General features: G+C 38.5%; 32 protein-coding genes and 2 pseudogenes. 17 read left to right on the forward strand and 17 right to left on the reverse strand.

Annotation, left to right across the window (positions count from 1 at the left end; all coding sequences use genetic code 11):
- Positions 1 to 105: 105 nt before the first annotated feature.
- From OO773_RS00495 to OO773_RS00505, 3 genes are read right to left on the reverse strand one after another with little or no spacing between them, the layout of a single operon-like run.
- On the reverse strand, positions 106 to 1,098 hold the full coding sequence (locus OO773_RS00495) for an outer membrane beta-barrel protein (protein ID WP_006564233.1): 993 nt from the start codon (positions 1,096 to 1,098) through the stop codon (positions 106 to 108).
- Entirely contained in the window at positions 1,099 to 2,088 is a 990-nt protein-coding gene (locus tag OO773_RS00500; protein WP_370413094.1) for a tRNA dihydrouridine synthase, read from the reverse strand. It abuts the gene before it with no gap.
- A 5-nt stretch (positions 2,089 to 2,093) separates the two neighbouring features.
- Complete coding sequence (locus OO773_RS00505) at positions 2,094 to 3,317, reverse strand: CCA tRNA nucleotidyltransferase (protein ID WP_006564235.1); 1,224 nt, start codon at positions 3,315 to 3,317, stop codon at positions 2,094 to 2,096.
- Between the two features lie 48 nt (positions 3,318 to 3,365).
- Between OO773_RS00505 and queC the strand changes: the two genes are divergently transcribed.
- The 3 genes from queC (at position 3,366) to OO773_RS00520 (ending at position 5,395) form a co-directional block, all read left to right on the forward strand.
- Positions 3,366 to 4,094, forward strand: a complete 729-nt coding sequence (gene queC / locus OO773_RS00510; protein ID WP_006564236.1) for a 7-cyano-7-deazaguanine synthase QueC — start codon at positions 3,366 to 3,368, stop codon at positions 4,092 to 4,094.
- A gap of 62 nt (positions 4,095 to 4,156) precedes the next feature.
- Complete coding sequence (locus OO773_RS00515) at positions 4,157 to 5,020, forward strand: DnaJ family protein (RefSeq protein ID WP_034376687.1); 864 nt, start codon at positions 4,157 to 4,159, stop codon at positions 5,018 to 5,020.
- A 9-nt stretch (positions 5,021 to 5,029) separates the two neighbouring features.
- Positions 5,030 to 5,395: a heat shock protein transcriptional repressor HspR gene (locus tag OO773_RS00520; protein ID WP_006564238.1), complete on the forward strand. Its 366-nt coding sequence runs from the start codon at positions 5,030 to 5,032 to the stop codon at positions 5,393 to 5,395.
- Here OO773_RS00520 and OO773_RS09785 read toward each other — a convergent pair.
- Entirely contained in the window at positions 5,392 to 6,384 is a 993-nt protein-coding gene (locus OO773_RS09785; protein WP_319952020.1) for an SAM-dependent methyltransferase, read from the reverse strand. The genes OO773_RS00520 and OO773_RS09785 overlap by 4 nt on opposite strands.
- The gene (uvrB, locus tag OO773_RS00535) at positions 6,384 to 8,348 is read right to left on the reverse strand and encodes an excinuclease ABC subunit UvrB (RefSeq protein WP_073115472.1); all 1,965 of its coding nucleotides are present in this window, start codon (positions 8,346 to 8,348) and stop codon (positions 6,384 to 6,386) included. Before uvrB ends, OO773_RS09785 begins: the two co-directional genes overlap by 1 nt.
- Before the next feature lie 56 nt (positions 8,349 to 8,404).
- Between uvrB and OO773_RS00540 the strand changes: the two genes are divergently transcribed.
- From OO773_RS00540 to OO773_RS00560, 5 genes are all read left to right on the forward strand, one after another.
- Positions 8,405 to 8,818 carry a primosomal protein N' family DNA-binding protein gene (locus OO773_RS00540; RefSeq protein ID WP_264828582.1) on the forward strand — a complete coding sequence of 138 codons (414 nt, stop codon included), beginning with the start codon at positions 8,405 to 8,407 and terminating at the stop codon, positions 8,816 to 8,818.
- Between the two features lie 34 nt (positions 8,819 to 8,852).
- Positions 8,853 to 9,005 carry a hypothetical protein gene (locus tag OO773_RS00545; protein WP_406600081.1) on the forward strand — a complete coding sequence of 51 codons (153 nt, stop codon included), beginning with the start codon at positions 8,853 to 8,855 and terminating at the stop codon, positions 9,003 to 9,005.
- 32 nt (positions 9,006 to 9,037) lie between these two features.
- Positions 9,038 to 10,279: a replication restart helicase PriA gene (priA, locus tag OO773_RS00550; protein ID WP_264828583.1), complete on the forward strand. Its 1,242-nt coding sequence runs from the start codon at positions 9,038 to 9,040 to the stop codon at positions 10,277 to 10,279.
- A gap of 62 nt (positions 10,280 to 10,341) precedes the next feature.
- Positions 10,342 to 10,572 (forward strand): cell division protein ZapB, encoded by a 231-nt coding sequence (zapB, locus tag OO773_RS00555; RefSeq protein WP_034376690.1) that lies wholly within the window; start codon positions 10,342 to 10,344, stop codon positions 10,570 to 10,572.
- Complete coding sequence (locus tag OO773_RS00560; RefSeq protein ID WP_006564243.1) at positions 10,565 to 10,798, forward strand: hypothetical protein; 234 nt, start codon at positions 10,565 to 10,567, stop codon at positions 10,796 to 10,798. The genes zapB and OO773_RS00560 overlap by 8 nt, the downstream gene beginning before the upstream one ends.
- Here OO773_RS00560 and OO773_RS00565 read toward each other — a convergent pair whose 3' ends face one another.
- The 4 genes from OO773_RS00565 to OO773_RS00580 form a co-directional block, all read right to left on the reverse strand.
- Positions 10,799 to 11,317: a DUF3972 domain-containing protein gene (locus OO773_RS00565; protein ID WP_006564244.1), complete on the reverse strand. Its 519-nt coding sequence runs from the start codon at positions 11,315 to 11,317 to the stop codon at positions 10,799 to 10,801.
- 1 nt (position 11,318) lies between these two features.
- Entirely contained in the window at positions 11,319 to 12,683 is a 1,365-nt protein-coding gene (locus tag OO773_RS00570) for an aminotransferase class V-fold PLP-dependent enzyme (protein ID WP_006564245.1), read from the reverse strand.
- Positions 12,665 to 13,000 (reverse strand): histidine triad nucleotide-binding protein, encoded by a 336-nt coding sequence (locus OO773_RS00575; RefSeq protein WP_006564246.1) that lies wholly within the window; start codon positions 12,998 to 13,000, stop codon positions 12,665 to 12,667. The genes OO773_RS00570 and OO773_RS00575 overlap by 19 nt, the downstream gene beginning before the upstream one ends.
- Positions 13,001 to 13,249: 249 nt before the next feature.
- Complete coding sequence (locus tag OO773_RS00580; RefSeq protein ID WP_233424212.1) at positions 13,250 to 14,650, reverse strand: site-specific DNA-methyltransferase; 1,401 nt, start codon at positions 14,648 to 14,650, stop codon at positions 13,250 to 13,252.
- Between the two features lie 70 nt (positions 14,651 to 14,720).
- Here OO773_RS00580 and OO773_RS00585 point away from each other — a divergent pair, with 70 nt between their 5' ends.
- From OO773_RS00585 to OO773_RS00605, 6 genes and pseudogenes are all read left to right on the forward strand, one after another.
- Positions 14,721 to 14,888, forward strand: coding sequence for a LysE family transporter (locus OO773_RS00585; RefSeq protein ID WP_256623998.1), 168 nt, complete (start codon positions 14,721 to 14,723; stop codon positions 14,886 to 14,888).
- Positions 14,869 to 15,078 carry a hypothetical protein gene (locus tag OO773_RS00590; RefSeq protein WP_264828584.1) on the forward strand — a complete coding sequence of 70 codons (210 nt, stop codon included), beginning with the start codon at positions 14,869 to 14,871 and terminating at the stop codon, positions 15,076 to 15,078. Before OO773_RS00585 ends, OO773_RS00590 begins: the two co-directional genes overlap by 20 nt.
- A gap of 63 nt (positions 15,079 to 15,141) precedes the next feature.
- Positions 15,142 to 15,216 (forward strand): annotated as a pseudogene (locus OO773_RS09900) (hypothetical protein); the annotation flags it as partial.
- 15 nt (positions 15,217 to 15,231) lie between these two features.
- A complete protein-coding gene (locus tag OO773_RS00595) occupies positions 15,232 to 15,345 on the forward strand; it encodes an SEL1-like repeat protein (protein ID WP_264828585.1) in 114 nt (37 codons plus the stop codon).
- A gap of 292 nt (positions 15,346 to 15,637) precedes the next feature.
- Entirely contained in the window at positions 15,638 to 15,871 is a 234-nt protein-coding gene (locus tag OO773_RS00600) for a hypothetical protein (protein WP_255298816.1), read from the forward strand.
- Positions 15,841 to 16,218, forward strand: a complete 378-nt coding sequence (locus OO773_RS00605) for a tetratricopeptide repeat protein (RefSeq protein ID WP_050780169.1) — start codon at positions 15,841 to 15,843, stop codon at positions 16,216 to 16,218. Before OO773_RS00600 ends, OO773_RS00605 begins: the two co-directional genes overlap by 31 nt.
- 26 nt (positions 16,219 to 16,244) lie before the next feature.
- Here OO773_RS00605 and OO773_RS00610 read toward each other — a convergent pair whose 3' ends face one another.
- The 7 genes and pseudogenes from OO773_RS00610 to OO773_RS00640 all read right to left on the reverse strand — a co-directional run bounded on the left by OO773_RS00610 (position 16,245) and on the right by OO773_RS00640 (position 20,373).
- The gene (locus OO773_RS00610; protein WP_264828586.1) at positions 16,245 to 16,589 is read right to left on the reverse strand and encodes a hypothetical protein; all 345 of its coding nucleotides are present in this window, start codon (positions 16,587 to 16,589) and stop codon (positions 16,245 to 16,247) included.
- Between the two features lie 148 nt (positions 16,590 to 16,737).
- Positions 16,738 to 16,878 (reverse strand): hypothetical protein, encoded by a 141-nt coding sequence (locus OO773_RS00615; protein ID WP_264828587.1) that lies wholly within the window; start codon positions 16,876 to 16,878, stop codon positions 16,738 to 16,740.
- A gap of 193 nt (positions 16,879 to 17,071) precedes the next feature.
- A complete protein-coding gene (locus OO773_RS00620) occupies positions 17,072 to 17,593 on the reverse strand; it encodes a hypothetical protein (protein ID WP_264828588.1) in 522 nt (173 codons plus the stop codon).
- 105 nt (positions 17,594 to 17,698) lie between these two features.
- Positions 17,699 to 18,058, reverse strand: a complete 360-nt coding sequence (locus tag OO773_RS00625; RefSeq protein WP_264828589.1) for a hypothetical protein — start codon at positions 18,056 to 18,058, stop codon at positions 17,699 to 17,701.
- Between the two features lie 590 nt (positions 18,059 to 18,648).
- Positions 18,649 to 18,978 (reverse strand): HNH endonuclease family protein, encoded by a 330-nt coding sequence (locus OO773_RS00630; protein WP_264828590.1) that lies wholly within the window; start codon positions 18,976 to 18,978, stop codon positions 18,649 to 18,651.
- 24 nt (positions 18,979 to 19,002) lie between these two features.
- The gene (locus OO773_RS00635) at positions 19,003 to 20,037 is read right to left on the reverse strand and encodes a hypothetical protein (protein ID WP_264828591.1); all 1,035 of its coding nucleotides are present in this window, start codon (positions 20,035 to 20,037) and stop codon (positions 19,003 to 19,005) included.
- Positions 20,038 to 20,079: 42 nt separating this feature from the next.
- A pseudogene (locus OO773_RS00640) lies at positions 20,080 to 20,373 on the reverse strand (DUF262 domain-containing protein).
- Between the two features lie 251 nt (positions 20,374 to 20,624).
- Here OO773_RS00640 and OO773_RS00645 point away from each other — a divergent pair.
- Together OO773_RS00645 and OO773_RS00650 are read left to right on the forward strand one after the other, a co-directional pair.
- A complete protein-coding gene (locus OO773_RS00645) occupies positions 20,625 to 20,756 on the forward strand; it encodes a hypothetical protein (RefSeq protein ID WP_255298813.1) in 132 nt (43 codons plus the stop codon).
- Between the two features lie 169 nt (positions 20,757 to 20,925).
- The gene (locus tag OO773_RS00650) at positions 20,926 to 22,809 is read left to right on the forward strand and encodes a putative barnase/colicin E5 family endoribonuclease (RefSeq protein ID WP_073115475.1); all 1,884 of its coding nucleotides are present in this window, start codon (positions 20,926 to 20,928) and stop codon (positions 22,807 to 22,809) included.
- A gap of 91 nt (positions 22,810 to 22,900) precedes the next feature.
- Here OO773_RS00650 and OO773_RS00655 read toward each other — a convergent pair whose 3' ends face one another.
- On the reverse strand, positions 22,901 to 23,251 hold the full coding sequence (locus OO773_RS00655) for a hypothetical protein (protein ID WP_034376698.1): 351 nt from the start codon (positions 23,249 to 23,251) through the stop codon (positions 22,901 to 22,903).
- A gap of 28 nt (positions 23,252 to 23,279) precedes the next feature.
- Here OO773_RS00655 and OO773_RS00660 point away from each other — a divergent pair, with 28 nt between their 5' ends.
- A complete protein-coding gene (locus tag OO773_RS00660) occupies positions 23,280 to 23,537 on the forward strand; it encodes a hypothetical protein (RefSeq protein WP_034376700.1) in 258 nt (85 codons plus the stop codon).
- The last annotated feature ends 14 nt before the right edge of the window (positions 23,538 to 23,551 follow it).

Below are 23,551 nucleotides of genomic sequence, written 5' to 3' on the forward strand. Positions count from 1 at the left end.
TTATTAAAAAGTTAAAAAAGAAGTGTTGATTGTATTCGCTTTGTAATAAAAAGTCAATACAAAAAGCCCTATTATGACAATAATAATAAATATGATTCTAAGAATTTAGAATAAAAAGGCATAACTAACATAAAATTGGCTTTGTGCAGAAATACTTAGAGTTTGCTTGATAGTTTGTTGGGTACCGGGGTTGCTATTTCCATAGTTATACCAATTTTGAGCGGTAATTTTATAGTAGGGAATCTTCCAGCCTAAATTAAAGCGGTTGTGTTTTCCCAAATATAATTGGTAGCCCACATTCACATAAAAGCCATTGCCAGCGGTAAAAAAGCGGGTTTTCTGTATATGGCCTTTGCTAAGAGAAGATCCACCCAGAGTACTTAAAGCTTGGTTGTTAAAATCATCGCTCCAAAGCATCGCATACTCCACACCCCCGCCTACAAAAACCCCCATTTTAAAAAAGAACATTTTAGAATAAAGGCGTTTGATCCAGTAATCAAGGGGGATATTGAGGAAAAAATCTACATTAAGCCCTAGAGTAACTAAATTAGCCGGCCGTTGTAATAAAACTTCTTGCGGATTGGGTGTAGGGCATAATCCTAGAGGGTTAGTTGTGCTTAGAATAGCACAAGGGGAGGAATAATCACTATGTACACTCTCTCCAATGACTTGATTATTGTTAGAATTAATGGCTTTAATATATTGTGGGTTATAGTTTTGCCCCCCTTGATTTTGAATCTTATAACGACTCCCTAAATTAGCCTGTGCGTATTCAATAGTCCCATAAACACGAATCCCACTAATGGCCAATTTATCAAAAAAGATTTCATCACCTAGCGTGTAAGTAAAGGCCGGACTAAGTTTATTAGATTTATAAAAGCCTACAATTTTATTTTCTTCGCATAATTCATTAGGGCAAACAAAAGTACCATTTGGCATGGTGCTAGGATTTTGCATGCTCACTTGTTGACTCAAGGTGCTCGTGGAATTTTTAATATAACCCAGACGCACACCGGTAAAAATATGGTTTTTAACCGCCCCTAAAAACTGACAACAAAGCATACTTAAGGCAACAAAAAATACAAGGCTTTTGTTCATCTAAAGGCTTTGGCGATTTAGAGTAATGATTTGTGGTAGGGGGCTAAGGGGTGCGTGGGTGCTAAAAAAATCCTCAATTTGAGCGCGGCTCTGTGCTGGCATAACCATCGCATTAACAGCCGATCTAAAAGCCCCAGCCCCTACATGCCCTTTGGCATAGGCATGGAGATTTTTTCTAAACATGATAACCCCCCTATCCCCATAAAAGGCCACCATTTTATCAAAATGCTCTAAAACCAAATCTTTTTTAAGAATCGCGGGTAATTCTTCGGTGTTATGTTTGATTTGCCAAAAAATCCAAGGCTGCGTTAGCGAGGATCGCCCAATCATCACCCCATTAGCCCCTGTATATTCTAGCACCTCCCTAGCCTTCTTAGGGCTATCAATTTCTCCATTAGCAATCAATGGTTTATGCAGTATTTGGCGCATCAAACGCACGCTATCATAATCAATGCGCTCTTTTTTATAGCGATCAGAACGAGTGCGCGCGTGTACCACCACAAAATCCACCGGCGCATCGTTAAGGGCATGGGCGATCTCTAATGGAATCTTTTCATCAAATCCTAAGCGCACTTTTACACTAGTATAAGGCTTATTGGTGGTTGTTTTGATCAACTCTAAGAGTTTAACCAAGTGTTTTAAATCCTTAAGTAGCCCGCTTCCATTGCCGTGATTGGCGACTTTAGGTGCTGGGCAACCGCAATTAAAATCTAAAATATCAATCCCTGTAGTGGTGTTGAGTAATTCTACTGCCTGTTTGACAACCTCCATTTTAGACCCGGCAATTTGCACGCTAAAAGGGCTTTCCTCGGGAGATTTTTGTAACATTTTACTGGTTTTATCAAAGGCATGTACCAAAGCGTGGCTACTAATCATTTCACTCACCGTTACATCTACCCCAAAGCGTTTAACCACACTTCTAAAGGGCAAATCCGTATAGCCTGCTAAGGGTGCTAAAAACAGCAAATCCTTAAACACCAATTTTTCCATAAACTTTATTTTAACGCATATTCTCTTAAATCTTTGATCCATTTTTGAGCCCATTCTAATAATGCTCCTAGCTCATTTTTAACCCTCTCTTGTACTACCTCTTTTAAACAGGCCTGCAAACACGCCCCAATTTCTGCACCTCTTAACCCTAGATTTTTGACATGATCACCTTTAAGGGCTAAAAAATGTAAAGAATAAACTTCTTTTTGTATGCCAATTACTTTAAAATGCACGCGTAAAGCACGGCTTAAAGGTACATCACTAGCCTGTAGCCACCCTAGCCACGCTCTAAACTGACTTAAACTTAAAACCTGTAATTGTTGCTTAACCCAGATTTTAGAGTCTTGCGGATTAATTTTGGTATATGGGTGTAGCTTATTTAGGGTTAGAATGAATTGTTTAGGGGCTTTTAAGTTTTTTAAACAAGTTTGCATACTTAATTGATCGCAATTTTGATAGATCAATAAAAGCCGCGCTACTAAATTAGGGGGTGTGCATGAGAGCTTGGCTAAAAGTTTACTATCTAAACTTCCAAAAATGCGCTCTAAAAGAGTGCAATAGCGCATACAGACATCAGAAGCGTTAAAACCTACCAACAATCTGGAGCATTCATGCCAAATGCGCTCTTTGCTGATTTTGTCTAATAAATTTGCTTGATCAAAGAGCGCATTCTCACTTTTAACATCTAGTTTAAAACCTAGAGTACTGGCAAAACGCATAGCTCTTAAAATGCGCAAAGCATCTTCTTCTAAACGCACAGAGGGCACACCTACGAAGGCAAGTTTGCGATCTTTTAAATCTTGTAGCCCTCCATGTAAATCTAAAAGCCCTTTTTTGGGGTGAAAGGCTAATGCGTTAATCGTTAAATCGCGGCGACTCAAATCTGATTCAAGTGAGTTAACAAAGCTTACTTTTGGGTGGCGGTGGTTGGTATAATCAAACTCTAAGCGATAAGTGGTTATTTCAAAAAACTGCCCTTTATATAAAACCCCTAGAGTGCCAAATTTTAAACCCACAAGGCTAGTTTGCATTTTAGATTGTAAAAGGGCTAATAATTGTTCCGGCGTAGCATTTGTCGCTAAATCATAATCCTTAGGCTTTTTATTAAGAAGTAAATCGCGCACACTCCCACCCACCACCACAGCTTCAAACCCACCTTGTTCAATTAAATCTATTAATTCTAAGAGTGCATGAGGGAGAGTTAAAGCATAGGTTAAATCCCAACCCACTGACAAGTCCTTTGCTATAATCCTTTCATTTTAATATAAAGAGCCACCATGAAACCCTTTGATTTACAAAGTTTACTAACCAAGCGCTATAAAAGTAGCTGTGTACTTTGCTTTAGTGGAGGACAGGATAGCACGACTCTAGCGCTTTGGAGTTTATCTGCCTTTGAAAAAACCTATTTATTGGGTTTTGATTATGCCCAAAGGCATGGCATAGAGCTAGAACAAGCCACAAAAATTGCCACACAATTAAAGTTACCTTTTAAAATTCTTAGTTTAGATTTTTTACAAGAGTTGAGTAACTCCGCTCTCTTTAAAAAAAGCCCCCAATCAATCCAAGCCCCACACATGAAAAACCCGCAATTACCCGCCTCCTTTGTACCCGACCGTAACGCTTTATTCGTCACTCTTGCTCATGCCTATGCTTTCAATTTAGGGGCTTCTTTTGTACTCTTGGGTATTTCAGAACAAGATTACAGCGGCTATTTTGATTGCCGCCAAAATTTCTTAGAAAGTTTACAAACTTCTTTAAATCTAGGTGCTTTTGGCACTCCTGAGGGCATCACTTTACTAGCCCCTTTCATGTTTATGAGCAAAGCCCAAGAATTTGCTTTAGCCCAAAAATTAGGGTTTTTAGATTTTATACTAGAACAAACCCATACTTGTTATATCGGGGATCGTAGCACCCGCCACCCTTATGGCTATGGCTGTGGTACATGCCCAGCTTGTCTTTTAAGACAAAAGGGTTATGAAAACTTTTTAAAAGAATCTAATAAATAAAATTGATACTATAAGACTAAAGTTTTATGCTATAATAGCTTTATATTTTTTAAAGGATATACATGGGAAAAAGTTTATACGCGACCTTAGAGGTGAGCGAGCAAGCCAGCAATGAAGAAATTAAAAAATCCTACCGCAGGCTAGCGCGCAAATACCACCCCGATCTCAATAAGGGTAAGGAAGCTGAGGAAAAATTTAAAGAGATCAATGCTGCTTATGAAATTTTAAGCGATCCACAAAAGCGCGCCCAATACGATCAATTTGGCGATAACATGTTTGGAGGGCAGAATTTTAGCGATTTTGCGCGTTCTCAAGGCAAGGGCGCTAATTTTGATGATATTTTAGCCCAAATCTTTGGTCGTGGAGGATTTGGAGGGGGTGGTTTTGGGCATGGAGGTTTTGCAGACTTTGGAGGGTTTAATTTTGCTGAAAATTTAGATGTGCACGCAGAAATCCAAATTAGTCTACAAGAAGCTGTTTTAGGCGCTAAACGATCTATCAAACTCAACCACGATAGTTTTGAGATTAAAATCCCAGCAGGGGTTAAAGAGGGGGAGGTTTTGCGGGCTAAAGGTAAAGGGCGTACTCAGGGAGGATTAAGAGGCGATGTACTTTTAAAAGTGCATGTATTAGAAGATGGCACTTATACCCGTAGCGGTGATGATCTGATTAAGGATTTTGATTTGCCCTTAAAAACGGCTCTTTTTGGAGGTAAAATACAAGTCCCCACTTTACATAAAGAAATTGCCCTTAAAATCCCGCCTAATACCAAAAATGCCCAAAAATTCCGCATTAAAGGTTTGGGGGTGAAGAATCGAAAGAGTGCAGAAATGGGGGATTTGTATTTAAAAGCCCATGTGATTTTGCCCCATACAGATACTTTAAGTGCAGATGTTAAACAAGTTTTACAAGAACAATTACCCTAAGGAACAAACATGGTTGATTATGATGCACCTCTTTACTTAATTAGTGTGGTAGCCAAGATGTTAGATGTCCATCCCCAGACTCTGCGCCAATATGAAAAAGAAGGGCTTGTTGAACCCAAACGCACAGATGGAAAAGTACGCCTATATTCTCAGAGGGATATGGATAAGATCAAAACCATTTTGCGCTTAACTAGAGATATGGGCGTTAATTTAGCGGGGGTGGATATTATTTTGCGCCTTAAAGAGCGATTAGACGAGTTAGATAGCCTTAATGAGCAATTACAAACACACATGCAACAAAGTACGCCAAGTAGATCAGAAACCAAACAACTCCAAAAAACATCTTATGAATTAATTTTGTTTAAAAAAACCTAGTTGCCTACAATAAGCCCTTTAAAGCGCTCGCCAAACCCTTCAGGGTTGATAAGAGCACGGGCTTTAATGCTCTCTCTTTGGTAGGTTGTAAAGGGGGCGCTAGCATGGAATAATTCTAATAAAGACGCTAACCCCATTTTTAAAAGAGTCGTGCTTTGCGTACCATAAAAAAGGGTGTGTGCCCCCTGTGCTAGAAAGAGTGTTTCTAAGAGTTTAAAATCTACCTTAGGCATCTTATTTAAATTCTTTTTAGAAGGTTTAGAGAGTTCTATTTCTTTTAATTCAGCCTCTAAGGGTCTATTGACACCGCGTCTTAAACTAATCCCCCCATAACTCCCATATTGCCCATAATCAAAACTAACCATGATCCATTTTTTAGCCTCTTGCATGCTAGGCGTGATTTTATCTGCATAAAAAATCACCCTGCCATGTATATGCCGTGCTGCTCTGCCCATAGTTTGGATTAAAGCCATATTGCTACGCAAAAACCCTTCTTTATCTGCATCTAAAATAGCCACTAAAGACACTTCCGGTAAATCTAAACCTTCTCTAAGTAGATTAATACCAATTAAAACATCAATTTCTCCAAGCCGCAAGGCACGGATACTGGGTTGCGCGCGATCACATCTGCATTCAAGATCAACCCCTCTTTTGGCTAATTTTTCTTTTTGTAGATTAACTAGTCTATCTAAAGGTTCTACACTGATAAATCTTATGTGCTCTAACACGCCTTGACTTAAATCTTTTAAAAACCCCACCACATCACTTAATAATAACCCCTCTCCTGCCCCTATTTCTACAACACTTAAAGGCAAAGAAAGCCACCCATTCTCTAGTAAGGATAATAAATAAAACGCTAGTGTACCCCCAAAAAAGGCACTACTATTTACGGCTGTATAAAAATCCCCTTGCATGCCAATTAATGCGTGCCTATAATAGCCATTTTCACCATATAGCCACTCTTGCATGCACTGGCTAAAACTCTGCATTAAAGACCTCTAATCCTTGCAATTTCATCTCTTAGCTTAGCCGCATTTTCAAAGTCTAAAACCCTAGCCCTCTCTTGCATTTGGGCGCGCAAAGTTTTAATCAGCCGTTCTTTTTCACTCTTAGGCATCTTATTTAAATTCTTTTTAGAAGGTTTAGAGAGTTCTATTTCTTTTAATTCAGCCTCTAAGGGTCTATTGACACCGCGTGGAGTTAATCCATGCTCTTGGTTAAAGGCCATTTGTTTAGCTCGTCTACTATCTGTAATATCCATAGCCTCTTGCATGCTAGGCGTGATTTTATCTGCATAAAAAATCACCCTGCCATGTACATGCCGTGCTGCTCTGCCCATAGTTTGGATTAAAGCCGTACTGCTACGCAAAAACCCTTCTTTATCTGCATCTAAAATAGCCACTAAAGACACTTCCGGTAAATCTAAACCTTCTCTAAGTAGATTAATACCAATTAAAACATCAATTTCTCCAAGCCGCAAGGCACGGATACTGTGGTTGCGCGCGATCACATCTGTATCGCTGTGTAAATACTGCACTTTAAGCCCACATTCTGCATAGTGTTTACAGAGTTCCTCAGCCATGCGCTTTGTTAAAGTAGTTACCAATACCCGCTCTTTTTTAGCCACTACGCTTTGAATGGTCTTTAAAAGATCGTTAACTTGATTTTGTGTAGGTCTTAAGCAATACTCCGGATCTAAAAGCCCGGTTGGGCGGATAATTTGGCTAGCTACATGATTGCCTGAGAGTTCTAGCTCTAAAGGGTTTGGTGTAGCTGAAACAAAGAGAAAATGCGGAGCTTTTTGGATAAATTCCTCATATTTAAGAGGGCGGTTATCTAGGGCTGATGGGAGTCTAAATCCATGCTCAACAAGTACTTGTTTGCGACTCAAATCTCCAGCATACATGCCCTTAAATTGAGGCAAGCTTACATGGGATTCATCTACAATCACAAGATAGGGGCAATTTTTCTGTGCAAAGTAATCCATAAGAGTATAGGGAGTTTCTCCGGCTTGTTTACCTGTAAAATGGCGGGAATAATTCTCAATACCCTTACAAATCCCAGTTGTGCCCATCATTTCTAAATCAAATTCTGTCCGTGTTTTAAGCCGTTCATACTCTAAAAGTTTTTGTTCTTGTTTGAAAAATTCTAAACGCTGCGCTAATTCTGTCTCAATGCTAGAAAGAGCTTTTTTAAGGCACTGCGGACTGACAATAAAGGCACTTGCCGCATAAAGAATATAAGAATCTAAGGATTGGATAGGGGTGTTTTCTAAAGCGTCCATGTAAGTGATGCGATCTACCTCATCTCCGAAAAATTCCACACGGATAAAATTAGAATCATTATAAGCCGGGAAAATATCTACACTCTCCCCAACTACCCTAAAATACCCCCTCTCTAAAATATCTTGCCGTTCATAACCCATTTCTACTAGCTTAAGTAAAAATTGTGTGTAAGAAATTTGTTGCCCCACCTCAATTTTTTCAAGCATGCTTAGATATTCTGCCGGATTACCTAGCCCATAATTAGCCGAAACACTAGCAACCACCACCACATCATCATAGCCTAGTAAAGAAGTGATCGCACTCAAACGCAAACGCTCCAAATCCTCATTAATGGAGCTGTCTTTTTCTATGAATAAATCGCGTCTAGGGATATAAGATTCAGGCTGGTAATAATCAAAGTGAGAGATAAAATATTCCACATGGTTTTTAGGGAAGAAACTTTTAAATTCGCTATAAAGCTGGGCGCATAGGGTTTTATTATGCGACATCACCAAAGTTGGCATCTGTAATTTAGAAATCAAGTAAGCCATGCTAAAGGTCTTGCCACTGCCTGTAACCCCTACTAGAGTTTGGTATTTTGCATTCAGATTAATTCCCTCTTGTAATTTTTGTACGGCTTGTTCTTGCTCTAAACTTGCTTTGTAAGGGGCATTTAGAATAAAACCCATGTCTTTGCCTTTTGATAAAATCAGGGGGTATAATAACTAAAAACCTAAGGAATTTAATGATCGATCGTTTTTATAGTGTTGCGCCACTTAAACACCATCTCAAACCCCTTACCTATAAAAGCCAAACCCCACTAGCAAAAGGCGATTTAGTACAAATCACTTTGCGTAAATCGCGCCTAAAGGGTGTTGTACTGCAAGAATGTGAAAAACCCCCTTTTGATTGTGTTTTGGCCACTTCAGAATTAACTTATTTTAACGCCCACCAAATGCTACTTTTAGAGTTTATAGCCAAATATTATTGTTGTTCCCCCGGTTTAGTCGCTTCTTTATTCATTCCTTTTAATAAAAATAACCCGCCGTCTAATCCTATTTCTATCCCATTTGAGATAAACCCCTTAAGTTTTGCACAAAACCAAGCCTTAGAGGCACTCAAACCGGCTTTACAAATCAAATATTTTAGACGCCTTTAACCGCCAAGAACTTGATATTTTAATCGGAACACAGATGTTAGCCAAAGGCCATGATTATCCTAAAGTAAATCTTGCCATTATTTTAGGTTTAGATGAGGTGCTTAACAATGGGAGTTATCGCAGTTTAGAAGATGGGGTGTCTTTAATGCACCAAATTGCTGGCCGTAGTGCGCGCAAAGAACATTAAAACAATTAGATTTAGGACAGATAAGAGTAGTGGTGGGTACGCGTAGTGCTTTATTTTTACCCATGCCAAATTTAGGGCTTATTCTTATTGATGAAGAGCATGATCAAGCCTATAAAGCTAGCCAAGCTCCCTATTATAATGCCCGCGATATTGCCCTTTATCTTTCTAGTAAAATGCCTATCCAAGTGATTTTAGGCTCAGCCACACCCCATGTGCGTAGCTATTATCTAGCCAAGAAAAACCAAACACTTGTGCGTTTAAAAGGGCGTTTTTTTAACACCTCAAAAGAAATTCTTTTTGAGGAAAATAAAACAACACTGAGCCAAAATTTACTGGAGTGTCTGACAAAAAGTTTAGAAAAAAAAGAACAAAGCATGATTTTTCTACCCACCCGCGCTTCTTTTAAAAAATTGCTTTGTTATTCTTGTGGAAATGGCGTACAATGCCCTTTTTGTAGCGTGAATATGAGTCTGCACCTTAAAGAAAAATGCATGCGTTGTCATTATTGCCAACACCAATTAGAAATTCCAAAAGTTTGCCCTACATGCAAGCAACCTACTTTGGCCGGAAAAAGAATAGGTACGCAGCAACTTAAAAGCGAATTAGAAACACAGTTGCCCCAAGCGCGCATTGGGATTTTAGATAAAGATCACACCCACACGGCTTTACAAATCCAAAATATTTTAGACGCCTTTAACCGCCAAGAACTTGATATTTTAATCGGAACACAGATGTTAGCCAAAGGCCATGATTATCCTAAAGTAAATCTTGCCATTATTTTAGGTTTAGATGAGGTGCTTAACAATGGGAGTTATCGCAGTTTAGAAGATGGGGTGTCTTTAATGCACCAAATTGCTGGCCGTAGTGCGCGCAAAGAACATGGAAAAGTTCTGATTCAAACGCTTAATGCCGCGTTTTTAAAACGCTATATCCAAGACTATGAAGATTTTTTAAAAGATGAGTTACAAACACGCATGCCCCATTTTCCCCCTTTCATGCGTTTAGCTCAGATTGAATTTAGAAATAAAGATGCCTTAATCGCCCAAGAGAACATGCAGACAAGTTTAAAAATGCTACAAACTCTTTTAGATCAAAATAAAGGCGTACAAGTTTTAGGGTCTGGCTGTGCGCGCGTGGCTAAAATTGCGGGCAAATACCGCTACCAGATTCTTTTAAGCGCGTCTTCAACTTTAGGGCTACACCAAGTTTTACACAACCTGCAAGAACATGCTAAAGGTATTTTTAAAATTGATGTAGATCCGCTAGATATTTAGAAGGATATTTTGTAATGGAAGTTTGCTATAATAGGGGTTTAATCTAGTTTAAAAGGGCGGATATGGGGGCAGAGATTTTAGACAAGCTCCATGAAAAGATTGAAGATCTCCTTATCAGGCTTGCGCTTTTAGAGGAAGAAAACAAGGAACTGCAACTTAAAAACGCGACACTTGCCACACAAAACGAGGAAAAAGGACGCCAGCTTGATACGCTTTATGATGAGATTGCTGCACAAGATAACCGGTTGCAAGAAATTTATGACAGAATCCACAAAGTTTTAGAAAATGGATAACCAAAAACCCGCTGCCGTTGACATGATTGAGGTGAGTATCGGGGGCAGGCGTTATAAGATCACGCTTAATAAACGCTTCAGCTTAGATACACGCGAAGAAATCAAAGAGAGCTTTCATAAAAAGGAAATTGAGCCCATCGAACTTTTTAAAATCCACCTTAATAAAATCCAAGAAATTGCAGATTTAAACGCCAAAATCGGCCAACTACTCAATAAAATCCCCTAGCTATTTTAAATTCCCCATGTCAGTAACCTTGCCCCACATTAGGCGGTACTTGCGTTTCATAAATTCCACTTCCTCGCGCACTTTGCTTAATTCTTCTTGTAAAACTTCAATCGTTCTTTTATCCTCTTCATAAACCTCTTGCATAGAGATCACTGCATCTTTTAAAAACACATTTTCATTTTTATAGGCACAAATAGCCTCATCTTTAGCACTCACCACCTTATCATGGAGTCCTAAAATCGTATTAATCGTCTTTTCTACAAATACCGGATCTACTTGTTGCATGTTCTCTACTAAAGCTGGATAGCCGGCTTTAGTGGCGACTAAAGTATTTTTATGTACCGCCTTTTTGGCTAACACCTGCGTAGCACTCTGTAAATCCACCCAAATTTGCTCCTCATCGTGTTTACTCACAATGCTTTGATCTTGAATCAAGGTCAACACTCGATCTTTAGGCAGTTTAGAGATGTCTAAAAATTCATCTAGCGTAACCCAAGTTTCTTTTTGTGTTGTATCCACTTCAACCTCCACGCAATGTCTTAATGGCTTTTTGGAGTCTGTCTACTAAATAATCAATGTCTTCTAAACTATGGGTGTAGTGTAAACTCACCCGTAACCAGCCGGGTTGTTTTTCTCTACTTAAAATGTAATTACTATCCTGTAATCCTAGCAAATCATGGCCATAAGGCCCAGCACAGCTACACCCCGCCCGCGTTTCTATCCCAAATGTATAACTCAAAAGAGGCGCTAAATCATAGCAAGACACCCCGCTAGCATTAAAAGCCACATTCCCCACCCGTTTAGCAAGCAAAGACCCATAAATACTCAGTGCGGGGATTTCTTTAAGAGCGTGCATGAAAACTTGGGTTAGCATACTCTCGCGCCGTCTGATGTAATTAGCGCCTAATTCATTGCGCAGTTGTAAAGCTAGCGTAGCTCTTAAAAGTTGGATTAGCCCATAAGTGCCTACTTCCTCTCTTAGCGCAACTTCTTTAATGTATTCATGTGTGCTGCGACTCACATAGCAAACAACACCCCCCCCGCTAAAACTAGGCGCTAAACTTGTATCAATTAGATCGCGTCTAATGCCTAAAATCCCACAACTCCCCACCCCTCCTAAAAGTTTATGTGTAGCGATACAACACGCACTAAAATCTGTTGTGTATAAATTGTCATGTGAGATAAAAGCGGCCAAATCAAAAGCTAAAATTGCCTTGTATTTTTGACAAAGTCTAGCAATGTCCAAATAGGGAACTACTAAGCCTGTTACATTGGAGGCCACTCCTATAGAAACAATAATTTGTGGTGCTTCTTGATATTCTTTTAAAGCCCGCTCTAAATGTTCTAAGCAAAATAAGCCATGTTCATTCAAATCCAGACGCAACACATGGCAAAGCCCTTCACGCCAGCTTACTTCATTAGAATGGTGCTCATAAGGACCAATAACAACTTGAGGCAAAGAGACTCCTTTTAAATTAAGCCTCTGACGGCTCTTTGGAGGCAAATATATCCCTAGAATTTCTTGTAAGCGCTTAATTGCATGGCTAGCTCCAAACCCAGCTGTTAGAATGATAAAATCCTCTCCTAAACCTAGAGCTTTTAAAATGTTTTCTTTACATCTAAGATAGACTAATTCCATTAAGTGGGCATGTTTGGACATGCCAGAGTGGGCATTAGCATAAAAGGGTAAAAGTTTAGCCACCCGTTTTTCAATAAGAGTACTGGCTAGCCCTGAGGCTGTCCAGTCAAAGTAATACACGCCCTTTTTGAGTACCACACTTTTACGAATCTGATTTAATTGTTCTTCTTTGGAAGCGTCTTTTAAAAGAGGCGCAAATACACTTTCTAAAAACTGCTCCTGTTTACCTAAAAGAGTTTGGGCCATGTAAGCTTAGTGCCCCCCAAAATGTGGAAATGCAAGTGGGGTACTTCTTGCCCTCCATCTGCGCCAGTATTGGTAATGAGGCGATAACCACTTTGCTTAATGCCTAAAACCTCCACCACCTCTAAGATAAACGCGCTCATGCCTGCTATTAGCTCTGGGGTAATGGCATTAAAATCTTTCACGCCCACCTTAGGAATTACCAACACATGGATAGGTGCTTTAGGATTAATATCCTCAAAAGCTAAAAAAGCCTCATTTTCTAGCACTTTTTTACAAGGAATTTCCCCATCAACGATCTTTTCAAATACATTTTTCACAAGAACTACCCTTTTGTAATTTGCCCTGTATTATAGCTGAATCTAATAGATTTGCTAAAGACTAGATTTTTAAAAAAGTCATTTTAGGCTTAAGTGGTGTTGGCGCTAGAAACATTTAGGTGGCTATAACCGCTCTTATTAAGAGTTAGAGTACACTAAAAAACCCTATAACAAAACACAATTAAGAGAAAGTAAGATAAGGGTTATATCGCCTTGATAGAAATTGCCCTAGTTGTACATCAAATTATCCTATTTATAGGGTTTGAGACTTGAAAGACTATGATAAAGATCAAAATCACTTTCAAAAGTAAACCCGGGTCTGAGGATTTTAAAACTCTTCTCTGCCTGTTTGGCTAAATTCTCTGCTTTTTGCTGATCATCTATTTTTAGAGACTGTCTATCCATCTTAAACACCTCCCACCCTTGATCTTTAAAAGGCTCATTTCTTTTAGTCCACCCAAAAGTCTCATTCTTTGTCCCCACCCCATGACAGATGCGATAAATCCTTTCATACATCACCCCTTTAGCGATGTTGTTTTCATTGCTAGTTACTAAAATACAGCGCCGGTTGCCCCCATCCTCTCTATTTAGCTCCATCACCGCTTGCCCTGTTGTCCCACTCCCGGCATAAAAGTCTAGGATTAAAGAGTTAGGAGAAGTGGCATGCAATAAGATTTTTTGGATAAACGCCGCGCTTTTAGGGTAGTTAAAGCTCTCAGCCATGCCTAAATCTAGCAATTCTTTAGTAGCCGCTTGATTCATGTAGGCATTGTCTACAAATGCCAAACTATCAAAGGTTTTTTGCGTGCTTTTAAGATCGCTTAAATAGCGTTTGTAGATAAACCCCCGCTCATGAGGGGCATGTTCTTTCTTAAAGCAAATACGCCCGCTTTCAATATGTTTTTGTAGAGTTTTTTCAGAGAAACGCCAAAACATGCCCGTTGGAGGATAATCTATTTTGCCCGTGTAGGGGTTTGTAACGCCAAAGTAGCCTGTTTTTAGGTTACCACTCTTGGCGCTAGGATTATCCGCAGCCCACGCTCCGTTAGGATCGTTATCAGGGTTTGTATAATGGCTTAGGTCTTTTTGCCCGCCTCTAAGATTGACAGATATTTTATTTTTGGCATAGCCCAACAAAAACTCATGTTGGTAATTTACGCCGATCTTGGCATCGTTGATTGTACTTTTGGTTTTTCTAATAAAATCGCCCACAAAATTCCCCTCCCCAAAGATTTCATCGCATAGCACCTTTAAATACGCCTGCTCGCTATCATCAATGCTAATAAAGATCACGCCCTTAGGGCTTAACAAGTCTTTAGCTAACTTTAGCCGTTCATTTAGCATGTTAAGCCACCCGGTGCGCATAAATTTATCGCGGTAGCCAAACTTCCCGCTTATATTCTCTTTGCTTTTATAATCATTGCCATCTTGTTTGGTGCTCTCTGTGTTATAGGGCGGATCAATGTAAATACAATCCACACACCCGCGATAAAGCACCAAGAGATTTTTTAACGCATCGTAGTTTTCCCCAAAAATCATGGCATGGCTTTGTGTGCAAAGAGCCGGTGTAAAGCTTAAATCTGTATCGCGTTTTAGTAGACAAATGGCATCATGTTGGATTTCTGGGGCACTATCAAAGACAAAGCCCACATCTATTCCTTTAACTTAACAGACCATTAGATAACATTAAACGTACCATTTTGCAACAAAGGATTTAGTCGTGAGCTTTTTGCCCATTCTGCTGATTGATTTTTTTGCTCTACTGCTCCCAGGACCTGACTTTTTAATTGTTAGTTCTTATGCCTTAAAAACAAACTTTAAAAGCGCATTTTTGGTTGTTTGTGGCGTTTCTTTAGGCTGTTTTTTTTTTGGATTATTCTCTCATTAAGTGGATTAAAAATGGTTTTAGAGGCTTTCCCTCTCATGAAAATTTTATTAACTCTCTTTGGCATGTTTTATCCGTCCTATCTAGCTATTATAAAAAGGCTGGAGACTTAGGGAATGCAGAAGGGTATTATAATGTGGCCGAGTATTTAGGAGATTATAGGGGAGATTATAACCAATGTCAGCAATGTTAAGATTTTATTTTATTTCAGTAGTATTTTCTCAAGCCTAAACTTTTCCTATCACTTTTTAACCCTCTGTTTTCTTGTGTTTCTTTTCGATTTGAGTCTCCTTTAAAAAAGCAAGATTACAAAAAAGCTTTTGAGTATTATAAAAAGGCTGCAGATATGGGGGATACTGAGGCTACTACCCAACTAGCAATCATGTATAAAGATGGGCTTGGTGTGCAAAAAGACCCGCAAAAGTCTAAGGAGTATTATGAAGAAGCGGGTACAGAATAGTGAAAAGCAATGCGCTAAGCAAGCCACTAGGAGTTTAAATCCTAAATCAAGCTAAGGAGAAGAGCGCTTATTCTATCGCTGAAAAAGCCCTTAGAAGTGCAGACACTCAGAAAGCTTTAAAGTACTATAAAAAGCTGGAGAGGAGGGAGATTCTAGGGGCTATTTAAGTCTAGCAGTTTTTCTGATTCTATTTTCGCGATCCTGATCTCAGATTCTTCACCATCTGCAAAAATAGCAGAATTTTTAATGGTAAAATCAAAAGGCAATAGATATGTGAAATATAGATGCTTATATTGGCCTAGGGTTTCTCTATCAAAATGGAGAAGGTGTGAAAAAAGACCACCAAAAAGCTAAAGAATATGTTCAAAAAGCTCTACAATACTGGCAGGAGGCTGCAAAGAGAGGAGATACTCAAGGCTATTTAAACTTAGCAGAGATCTATAAAGAGGGGGATATTTATGAAGGGATGGGTGTAAAAAAGACTGCCAAAAAGCCATGCAATATTATAAAAAGGCTGGAGACTTAGGGAATGCAGAAGGGTATTATAATGTGGCCGAGTATTTAGGAGATTATAGGGGAGATCAATATGAGTGCCGTATCAAACAGGATGTGCAAAAAGCCATGCAGTATCTTTACAAGGCTGCAGGTATGGGTTTGGCTAAAGCTTATGAGTACTTAGGGACTATGTATCGATTTGAGTCTCCTTTAAAAAAGCAAGATTACAAAAAAGCTTTTGAGTACTATAAAAAGGCTGCAGATATGGGGGATACTGAGGCTACTACCCAACTAGCAATCATGTATAAAGATGGGCTTGGTGTGCAAAAAGACCCGCAAAAGTCTAAGGAGTATTATGAAGAAGCGGGTACAGAATAGTGAAAAGCAATGCGCTAAGCAAGCCACTAGGAGTTTAAATCCTTCTCTTGATTGCTCTTTTGTTGATCGCTCCTTTGCTTTTCTACAATTTCTAGGATTTCAGGTAACACTTTTCCAAATTCCTTAAAAATGTCGCCTTTTTTAAGATCAATCATAATGGGTTCCTCCTCCTCTTGTTTTTCTGATTCTATTTTCGCGATCCTGATCTCAGATTCTTCACCATCTGCAAAAATAGCAGAATTTTTAATGGTAAATTGGCGAGTTCCCCTGTTGTTTTCATATTCTAAGCCTAATTCTTCAATTTTTTCTTTTTTACAGTAGCAGTATAAGGCATAGCCTAAAAGTGGTCTTAACCATGAATAAAAGTGCAAAGAAATAGCATACTTCTTTATTCCCCAATGTATCCGAATCCTCCCGCAATCTTTGGATTGATTTTGATTAATAAATCCAACCCTCCTCTTGCCATTGTGGCAATAATCCAATCATTCTATTGAGTAGCTCTAAGACTCTAAACTCTCATCACCCTCTAATTTTTTTGTCAATAGCACGCTCTGTATTCAAAATATCTGTAATAGTGATATTTTCTTGGCCTTGTTGGTCTTTGTTATCTTGCTCTGTATACTTATGCTCGAGTGCAAAAAAGGCATTGGCATAGTGCAAAGCTTATCTCTTTTTTCAAATAGACTGAATACAGGTTGTCTATATCTAAAACTCCCTGTCTTGTGACGGTTACCAAAAAACATGTTGTTTGTAGTCTTAGTTGCTCCAACACTATAATTCCCAAAACACAAGAACGCTCTTTGGAATAGTGCTAAATCCCCTGTTCATTTTGATGTAGAGGTCTTCACCGAGTTTAAAATCTTCCATGCTCTCTAAACTTTTCTAAATCTTCCTTATCTTTCCCCCCGCTAAAATTTAGTAAAAAATCCACATACCCTCTCAAATATTTATGATCGCTTACTTTTTCTAAAACCTCTCTCCAGTCTGGATTATTAGAGATAAGTTTAGCCTTTCTGTGTTCCACTTCGTAGACTTTTTCATTAAATTGTGATGTTCTCTTATACTCAGATAAGAACCGGTAAAAATTATCCTTAGTAACCCCCTCAGAAATTTCTTTTAAAAGTCTAAAACACCCTTCGATTTCTTCAATGTACAAGTAGGAGTTCTCTATAAAATGCCCACAAATGCGCAGATAATCCAGATTCAATTTTCCTGCACTGGTCTTAACCATGAATAAAAGTGCAAAGAAATAGCATACTTCTTTATTCCCCAATGTTTGATTAAAGAACTTAGGCCCTTCAACTCCAAAAAACCACAGCTTTTTCCCCTCCTCTTGCCATTGTGGCAATAATCCAATCATTCTATTGAGTTGCATAATCTCTTTGAAGCATAGGTATTTCTGCTGTTAAAATGTTATGAGCCTTAGATACTTCTAAAAATTTAAAATCTAAGAATTCTAAAAGAGTGTAGGAATCCATGTTTATCCTTTTTGGCTTGTAAGCTCGAGTGCAAAAAAATATTTTTTAATGGCCTTTAGATACTCTTCTTGGTCTTCTTTTGTAAAAATAGGGCTATTTTTATTCTCATTCTCACTAAAGACTTTTCTAAATACTTCCCGTGTATAAATAGGGATAAGCCGTTTTTGATCATCAAGTTCTTTGATTTTCTGTTGTTTCTCACTAAAGTTACCTCTAGCATTCATTTTATTAGATCTTTCTTCACCGAGTTTAAAATCTTCCATGTTGATAACACTAAAAGTGACATTCTTGAGTCTGTCTATCAAATTAGCTATATCCTGTAATTGATTACTTTGCAACTTATCATAGATAAGATCGAGCATATGAATCATTGCCTTAATAGTGGGATCGTTTTTAACATCCCCTGAATCCCCAAATATTCCCCCCTTAAGATATATTACGCTACTAGGCTCTTTATTTGACTCAAACTCCTTCTCTTCTTTTAAAAGATTTTGGCAAAACTCTGCAGAGCTCTCACTCTAACTCCTTTGCTGACACCACGCCTTCTGAATTTTGCGCATAAATGTGTTCTAAACTCCATTGTTCCAACACAAAGCGGTTGAATTCAAAATACGATTTTAAAGACTATCTATGAGCTTGAAAATATTTTTATCTTGATAACCATAGATCAAATCAAGATGCAGCACTTCTCTTTCACCCCTCAAAACATCAAAAATTGCGTCCAAAAAAGCATTTGCTACCCTCTCTTGAGATCGCCTCCCCTGTGCATAATCTCTTTGAAGCATAGGTACTTCTGCTGTTATATATCTGATCTATTCTGTTAACATGGAGTGTCAAAAAACCTAAGTAGTGGAAAATTTCCCTATCTAGTTCCTCACTCCCCTTACCTGAAGCATGGCCAGAAAGAGTTTGGATCGCTTTTATAAGCTTATCCCATTCCTCACCTATGGATTTAAAAAATAGGGCTATTTTTATTCTCATTCTCACTAAAGACTTTTCTAAATACTTCCCGTGTACAAATAGGGATAAGCCGTTTTTGATCATCAAGTTCTTTGATTTTCTGTTGTTTCTCACTAAAGATGAGATTACCTATAGCGCTATTAGATCTTTTGTCTAGCAGGGTGAGGTTTTGTAAGCGGTGCAAAAAATCATTCTCTTTAAAATTCTCATCCATTGCTTTTAGTAGCCCAACCCTTACTAGGTTTTTGAAGAAATTTTTTGAAAACCCTAAAGCACTTTTGATGTCTTTGTTGAGTTTTTCATCTTCAAGGTGTTTTTGCACTATTTCTTCATCTTGACTTTCATCTTAAAAATACTTTGCATTTATCAAGCAAGGTTGTAGTGAAAGAGATCGCTTTTTCTCTAAATTTTCTAATTTTTGTAAGGCTTCTAACTCCTTTGCTGACACCACGCCTTCTGAATTTTGCGCATAAATGTGTTCTAAACTCCATTGTTCCAACACAAAGCGGTTGAATTCAAAATACGATTTTAAAGACTCGTTTTGGTTGAGGTATTCCAGATTAAAGAGCAAAAGAATTGCTTGTAGGGCCTCTTTATCTTCATTGTATGTCAGTTCGTCTATCCTTTGAATGTACTTTTCAACATTCTTGTTAACCAACTCAAAAAGACAAGCTGCAAATTTACTTTTATCTTTAACCTCTAACCATTTTTCATATATCTGATCTATTCTGTTAACATGGAGTGTCAAAAAACCTAAGTAGTGGAAAATTTCCCTATCTAGTTCCTCACTCCCCTTACCTGAAGCATGGCCAGAAAGAGTTTGGATCGCTTTTATAAGCTTATCCCATTCCTCACCTATGGATTTATCTTTGTATTTTTTGTAGAAATGGTTAAATAAGTAACCTTCTTTGTTTTCATAGGGCACAATTGCTTTAAGATACACCTCTATTCTCTGGATATCATCAGATAAAACTGGCATCTCCTCCATGATATGCTCTTTGCTCACATGCTCTAATACGCAATAAATAAAATCGTTATTATCCCTAGCCTTTTTTTCAGCCTCATACCATTTTTTTGCTCTCTTTTCAATCTCTTTTTCTTCTACTCCCTCTCTTTTAGCTAAAAATAAAGCTTTAATATTCTCTGCCTCTAATAAAGGAATCTTGCCACTATTTAAACGCACAAATACTTCTATTTCTTCATCTTGACTTTCATGCCAAAGTACTTTGCATTTATCAAGCAAGGTTGTAGAAAATTCCTTCTTCTGTTCATCCAGTTTACCCTCAAAAAAGTTCTTAATGCTCTTATAAGCGTATATATTTTGAGAGTATGCACAATAGCCACGCGCGACATTTAGTCTTTGATGGCGTATGTCTACCACGCAACTAACCCTAGATCAAAAAGGCGTGTTTGAAGCGAATACTTATAAACATCTGCAATCATCAAGGTATTTGATGATCAAAAAGAGAGTTGTCAGGCGTTGTTGTCCATCAATTACATTCCAAACTTCCTTCTCATTCTTTTTAACGACTAAGGGTTACAGACTGTAATATTTATCTACTTCATCTGCCTTCTCCTCAATAAAATCTGTAATATCCTCAAGCAAAGTTTTAACTTCTTTTTCTCTCCAGCGATATCCTCTTTGATAGGCTGGTATCTTAAAGGTAAGTCCCATAAGATCATTTACAAAACACGGAGAATTGTTTTCTATTGCCATTTGTAGCCTCCTTGAGGTTTTGGTATTCAAACTTAGTCTAAATGGTGGCTTGTGTAGTTATACAATCACTACGCCCAGAGAGCTAAAATCATAATTTAATGCGTGTTAAACTACACTTAAATTACACAAGAAAGAAAAAAGAAACTAGCCCCACAGGTTAAGTACAAGTGAGTAAAAGCCTTAACGGTGTCTTTGCCTGTGTGCTTGAGAGTAAACCTAATAATGTGAACAAGTGGCTTTGTAGGTGCAGTTTGGCACAACGATTGATTTTTAATTATGTACTAGAAAAGGCTATTGCCAATAGGCAAACGCACCATGAATTTTTTAAGGCTAATCCTGATTTAGTGCAAAATCTAGGCGCTAAAAGACAACAAGATTTATAGCCACACGCGGGCTAAGATGTTGCAGTTTAAACACACCCGGCGATGCTAGTGGCGAAAATGGGGACGGGGTGGTATATATTTTGAGAGTATGCACAATAGCCACGCGCGACATTTAGTCTTTGATGGCGTATGTCTACCACGCAACTAACCCTAGATCAAAAAGGCGTGTTTGAAGCGAATACTTATAAACATCTGCATAAATCTAATCGCAAGTAGAGCTGAGTTTAGTAACGCTACTAAAGCCCTAATTAGAGAGGTTGAACAGAATTTACCTAAGAGTGTGGAGAGTGGGGGCAGTGCTAGCAGTGGGGGAACTCAAGTAAGTAAAGAGGGGAGAGCTTTAGAGAGTGAGGCGGATGTAAAGGCTAGGGGTTTAGAGAGTGAAACACCAGAAACAGGAGCGGGGCAAAAGCTAGAGGGGAGGGGGTTACAAAATGAGCAAGAGGCAAGAGCTCTACCAAATGAGGGGATAGGTGAAATCCCCCACAATCCAGCCTTTGGTAAAAACTTTGAGGAATTCTACCATGATCCAAAAGGTGCAATCGCTAAACTCATAGAGGCTAAAGAGGGACAAGTAGCCGGGGCATTTTATAGAGAGGATTTAGGCGATATAGATTTGGTGTGGGGGGAAATTAGAGATCAAAGTGGCAAACTTAAAGGACATGGGCTAGCTAAGATTATAGAAAAACACCTTGATGACTTTAAAGGGTTTGAGGGAAATAGTGCACTTGAGAAGTTGGGTAGGGGGTTGGAGGAAATAGTAGAAAATGGAAAGGTAGTTACAGATCAAGCGGGAATAAAAACCATCATCTTAAAAAAAGACAACCAAGAATTTAGAGTAGGCTTAACACAAGGGTGGAAACACGAAGGAGATAATTACTGGATTGTAACCGCTTATAAGAGATACCCTAAAGAATCCCCCGCGCAGAAGTTCGACCAAGTCGCGGCTAAGTCTGGGCTTGGCTCCGATCTAGCCCAAAAGGATAAGCCAAACCCTACCACTCCCCCCCTTAAAAGTCAAGAGACTAAACTACTCACTTACAAACCTGTATCAGAGATTTATAAGGAGGCTAAGGCTAAAGGTTTAAGCTATGCGGAGTTTAAGGCACTTCAGAGTCAAAATAAAAGGCTTTATTTAGAAAATCTAAGCACGCCTAAGAGTACCGCCGCAGTGATCAAAGAGGCTAGAGCTCTAGGATTAAAGGCAGATGAGGCGATTAAGGCCATTAAGCAAAATCAAAAGGCTAATTTAGCCGGCCTTAAAGAAAATGAAAGACCGCTTGAGATAGGGGAAAGTATTCCCATGCAAAAGTTAAATGGCTATGCCAGTAGTATTAGCCTAGATGATACCCATATTTACCCACTTGATTTTGTGGTGGTTAAGACTACAGATGTTAAGCCTAATATGCAGGCTAAAAGCGGTGTGCAGACTCGCACACAAACAGATTTAAACAAAGTAGCAGAAATTGCAAATAACTTTAAACCCGAATATGTGATCAATCGTGGAGGCTTTGATGATCTACCCATTATTATTAATGACGGGCAAGTGATCGTAGGTAACCATAGAGCTTTAGGCATGCAAGAGTTTAGCCCAGAGAGTAGAAAAGCTTATGAACAAGCTATATCAAATACTTATGGCATTGAGTTAAAACATGATGAACTACTTGTTAGAACTCCTAAAAGTAATCTAACTGATAAAGAATTGATCAATCTTGCCAGTGCTAGCAATAAGGAGCGCACAACTACTTTTGGGGATAGACTAATAGCCGCTATTGGAAAGTATGATGAATACATCACCCCGCAAAATCTTAAAGTTTTAAGTTTAGAAAGTAGCGATGTGGAGGAATTAGCCCTAAGAGTGGCTAAAATGCTAGATAAACAAGCTAAAGCCCCAGATATTGAGGCCACTAATTTAGCCTTGCTTGCTCATAGTGCACGCAATAACCGCACAAGCTTATCTGAAGCCCTAGACTTTGCCCAAAAACATTTAGATCAACTAGAATTTACCCGTTTAAAAGATATGTTTGTGAAAAACGCAGGGAGTGTTTTATAAAAATACCCAATATACTTAAAAATAGGACTAAAGGGGGGTATTACACTCAATGTCTAGGACAGTCGTGCGGACTTGATGAACGCCCATATCTTTATCTATTTTGAGATGTCAAGATGTTTAAGATGATTGTGTAGGTTTTAGGGTAGTGTCTTTCAAGTGTTCCATACATAGCTGTCATATCGCGTAAAAATTCTAAAATGTCTTTATCTCTTTTAGCTATTTCCTTTAACATTTTTCTTATCTCTAGATATTGCGTCTTATTAACGAGGTCTAAAACCGCTGGATGATTTGGTGGAAGATTTGAGGCGGCTTGGGGATATATGCGCTTGATCATTTCTTTTAAATAATAACGATAAGACTCTGTGGTAAATTCGTGGCCTGTAAATTCGGGCAATCCTTCTACTTGTGTGGAATGTATATCGGTTCTGTGTGGCTTTTTCACTAGATGCTTCTTTATTTCCTTAGATCTTTTGTTTTTTAGTGAGAAAGCCCCAAATATACTCGCTGAGACTTTTAAGGCTAAGACCTTCCCTAACCAACTCAAGCAAAAGGCTACTAAAGCACCGCTTAAAAATCAAGAAATCCCTCATAATCCAACCTTTGGTAAAAACTTTAAAAAGTTTTACCACGATCTAAAAGGCGCAATAGCCAAATTCATAGAAACTAAAGAAGGCCAAGTAGCCGGGGCATTTTATAGAGAGGATTATTGTGTTAAAATTTTCTTATAAAAGATTTTGATATA

Origin of the sequence: Helicobacter suis HS1 (assembly GCF_026000295.1) — a bacterium.
Taxonomy (GTDB): domain Bacteria; phylum Campylobacterota; class Campylobacteria; order Campylobacterales; family Helicobacteraceae; genus Helicobacter; species Helicobacter suis.

Coding starts and splice junctions, on each gene's coding strand:
- OO773_RS00495 (WP_006564233.1), bottom strand. CDS start 1,098: ATGAACAAAAGCCTTGTATTTTTTGTTGCCTTAAGTATGCTTTGTTGT.
- OO773_RS00500 (WP_370413094.1), bottom strand. CDS start 2,088: ATGGAAAAATTGGTGTTTAAGGATTTGCTGTTTTTAGCACCCTTAGCA.
- queC (WP_006564236.1), top strand. CDS start 3,366: ATGAAACCCTTTGATTTACAAAGTTTACTAACCAAGCGCTATAAAAGT.
- OO773_RS00515 (WP_034376687.1), top strand. CDS start 4,157: ATGGGAAAAAGTTTATACGCGACCTTAGAGGTGAGCGAGCAAGCCAGC.
- OO773_RS00520 (WP_006564238.1), top strand. CDS start 5,030: ATGGTTGATTATGATGCACCTCTTTACTTAATTAGTGTGGTAGCCAAG.
- OO773_RS09785 (WP_319952020.1), bottom strand. CDS start 6,384: ATGCAGAGTTTTAGCCAGTGCATGCAAGAGTGGCTATATGGTGAAAAT.
- uvrB (WP_073115472.1), bottom strand. CDS start 8,348: ATGGGTTTTATTCTAAATGCCCCTTACAAAGCAAGTTTAGAGCAAGAA.
- OO773_RS00540 (WP_264828582.1), top strand. CDS start 8,405: ATGATCGATCGTTTTTATAGTGTTGCGCCACTTAAACACCATCTCAAA.
- OO773_RS00545 (WP_406600081.1), top strand. CDS start 8,853: ATGTTAGCCAAAGGCCATGATTATCCTAAAGTAAATCTTGCCATTATT.
- zapB (WP_034376690.1), top strand. CDS start 10,342: ATGGGGGCAGAGATTTTAGACAAGCTCCATGAAAAGATTGAAGATCTC.
- OO773_RS00560 (WP_006564243.1), top strand. CDS start 10,565: ATGGATAACCAAAAACCCGCTGCCGTTGACATGATTGAGGTGAGTATC.
- OO773_RS00570 (WP_006564245.1), bottom strand. CDS start 12,683: ATGGCCCAAACTCTTTTAGGTAAACAGGAGCAGTTTTTAGAAAGTGTA.
- OO773_RS00595 (WP_264828585.1), top strand. CDS start 15,232: ATGGGGGATACTGAGGCTACTACCCAACTAGCAATCATGTATAAAGAT.
- OO773_RS00605 (WP_050780169.1), top strand. CDS start 15,841: ATGCAATATTATAAAAAGGCTGGAGACTTAGGGAATGCAGAAGGGTAT.
- OO773_RS00620 (WP_264828588.1), bottom strand. CDS start 17,593: ATGCAACTCAATAGAATGATTGGATTATTGCCACAATGGCAAGAGGAG.
- OO773_RS00625 (WP_264828589.1), bottom strand. CDS start 18,058: ATGCTCGATCTTATCTATGATAAGTTGCAAAGTAATCAATTACAGGAT.